Below are 1979 nucleotides of genomic sequence, written 5' to 3' on the forward strand. Positions count from 1 at the left end.
AATCCAAAATCAATAATATTTTAATTTGGTAATTTATTAATAACTATATTTGTATATAAATTACAATTATAATAACAAAGATAAGAAAAAAATCAAAGCATTTGCGGTTTGTTATCTTAAGCGTTTTAAATTTTAAAAAGATGTCCTCAAATAAATAATTAAAATTCTTTGAGGACATCTTATACACTATTATTTAAAATTATTTTATGCAATAATCCTTTCTAGTCCATTACTCGTTTGAGAAAAATATACAACTGCGATCAGCCTTTACGGTAATTATTTATATTCGCTTGGAATTGGAATATTAAATCTCTCGCACAAGAGTTTTACATCATGCGCGTCGTTTTCATCGTGTTCGTAGCCAAGATGAAAAAACACTTGATTTTGGGCGTCAATACATCTGACTGTTTTATCTCCTATTATGCCAATACCGCTAAATATTTTAGAAGGATATGTTGCCCCTTCAAAAACAAGATCGCCTTGTTCGTCATAGCTAAATATATGAAGGTCTATAAGCCTATCTTTATTATCTTTCCAAAACGTATGACTAGCGGTAGTATATTCTTCAATGATTTCGGCAAAACCTTTTTCTTTGATTATCTCAATAAACTTCTTACTGTTCTTTTCTTCGACAAATATGTCAATATCGTTGTGCTCTCTTGTTTGTTCTTCTAATAGAGCGTCCACTCCCCAACCGCCATCGAGCCATATATCAATACCGTTTGCTTCGGCGTATGTAATTATTTCAATAGCGTCAGTTTTACTTACCATGGGACTCTCCTTTAGAATAAACACCTAGTAAAAATAATTGATATATTATCCATATCGTTCAATATTAACGCCCCTATTTTATGTTTTTATTTTGCGCTTAATATCATTTCTGACTAACCAAGTCTTTTAATGTTCCTGTTTTGCCTAAAGTAGTGTAATTTAGTTTATAATAATAGTTTTCTCCAATCCATATTGCAGGAGCCGCCAAGCGTAAACGCTCATCTACGCTTATGGAATCATCTTTGAGTTCTTTTGCGACCAATGTGTTTCGTATTTTACACAGTAAAATCTCGCCGCCGTCTAGCGGTATGAATTGCTTAACTTCAAGCTCAAATACCCAAGGACTGTCCTTTAATACAGGAACATTCAATACCGCGCCGCGCTCGACTTCAATTGGAATGTTCATTTTACCGCTATTATAACCTTCCGTGTTGCCCAAATAATCAGCAAGAGGAAGCATAGATTCGGTGACAAGGTTAGCGGAAAACACTTTGTTTGCATGGATAAGATCTTTAGTCAATTTATCGCCGCCGATGCAGGCCATAACGCCAAGTTCGCTGTCTCTACAATAACTAAACCAACAGAACAATCCGAAATTAGGCGTTCCGTCTTCTTTGTAAGTGCCATACAAAAACAATGTTTGCGGGCAGAAATTATTATGCGGCCATGTAGAAATTTTTTCCATAATTATACTCCTTCCTTTTCAAGATTTTTGATGATTTGTCTAAGTTGGTTCTCAAAACCAATAATTTCGTCATCGGTAAAGCCTGCATAAAATATCTCGTTCATTTTTTCCGATACCAAGTCATATTTTTCACGATATTCTTTTACTTTTTCCGTCACCGATACTAATACTTGCCTGCGGTTTCTTTTGTCGGGAATTCTTTCGATTAGGCCGCTTGCTTCCATACGGTCAAGCATAGCGGTGAGCGTCGTTTTTGCCAATGAAGTCAACCGGCCAATTTCAGTAATTGTTATCTGTCCGTGTTCCCACAGCACATAAAGTATGCGGCCCTGCGCGCCATTAAATATTTCTACGCCGCTTTCTTTTAGCAACTTTTCAAACACTCTTCTGCTAAGATGCTGAATTTGAGACATTAGAAAACCGCCGTATGTCTTCACAATTACCTCCTTTAAATATATTTTATAGCCAATATTGCATCTAGCTAATTAACGCCGGACGCAATTTTGTTCTCCATATCCCATTT

The 1979-nt window shown here is 35.6% G+C and carries 3 protein-coding genes; all 3 read right to left on the bottom strand.

Going from position 1 to position 1979, the window contains the following annotated elements; all coding sequences use genetic code 11:
- Window positions 1-276: 276 nt before the first annotated feature.
- The gene (locus VIL26_02380; GenBank protein ID HEY8389790.1) at window positions 277-771 is read right to left on the bottom strand and encodes an aminoglycoside nucleotidyltransferase; all 495 of its coding nucleotides are present in this window, start codon (window positions 769-771) and stop codon (window positions 277-279) included.
- A gap of 103 nt (window positions 772-874) precedes the next feature.
- Window positions 875-1456: a flavin reductase gene (locus VIL26_02385; protein ID HEY8389791.1), complete on the bottom strand. Its 582-nt coding sequence runs from the start codon at window positions 1454-1456 to the stop codon at window positions 875-877.
- Between the two features lie 2 nt (window positions 1457-1458).
- Window positions 1459-1893 (bottom strand): MarR family transcriptional regulator, encoded by a 435-nt coding sequence (locus VIL26_02390; protein HEY8389792.1) that lies wholly within the window; start codon window positions 1891-1893, stop codon window positions 1459-1461.
- Window positions 1894-1979 lie beyond the last annotated feature (86 nt).

This window comes from Clostridia bacterium (assembly GCA_036562685.1).
GTDB lineage: Bacteria > Bacillota > Clostridia > Christensenellales > DUVY01 > DUVY01.

Bases quoted from the DNA above. Each gene is read 5' to 3' on its own strand.
- VIL26_02380 (HEY8389790.1), bottom strand. From the start codon at position 771: ATGGTAAGTAAAACTGACGCTATTGAAATAATTACATACGCCGAAGCA.
- VIL26_02385 (HEY8389791.1), bottom strand. From the start codon at position 1,456: ATGGAAAAAATTTCTACATGGCCGCATAATAATTTCTGCCCGCAAACA.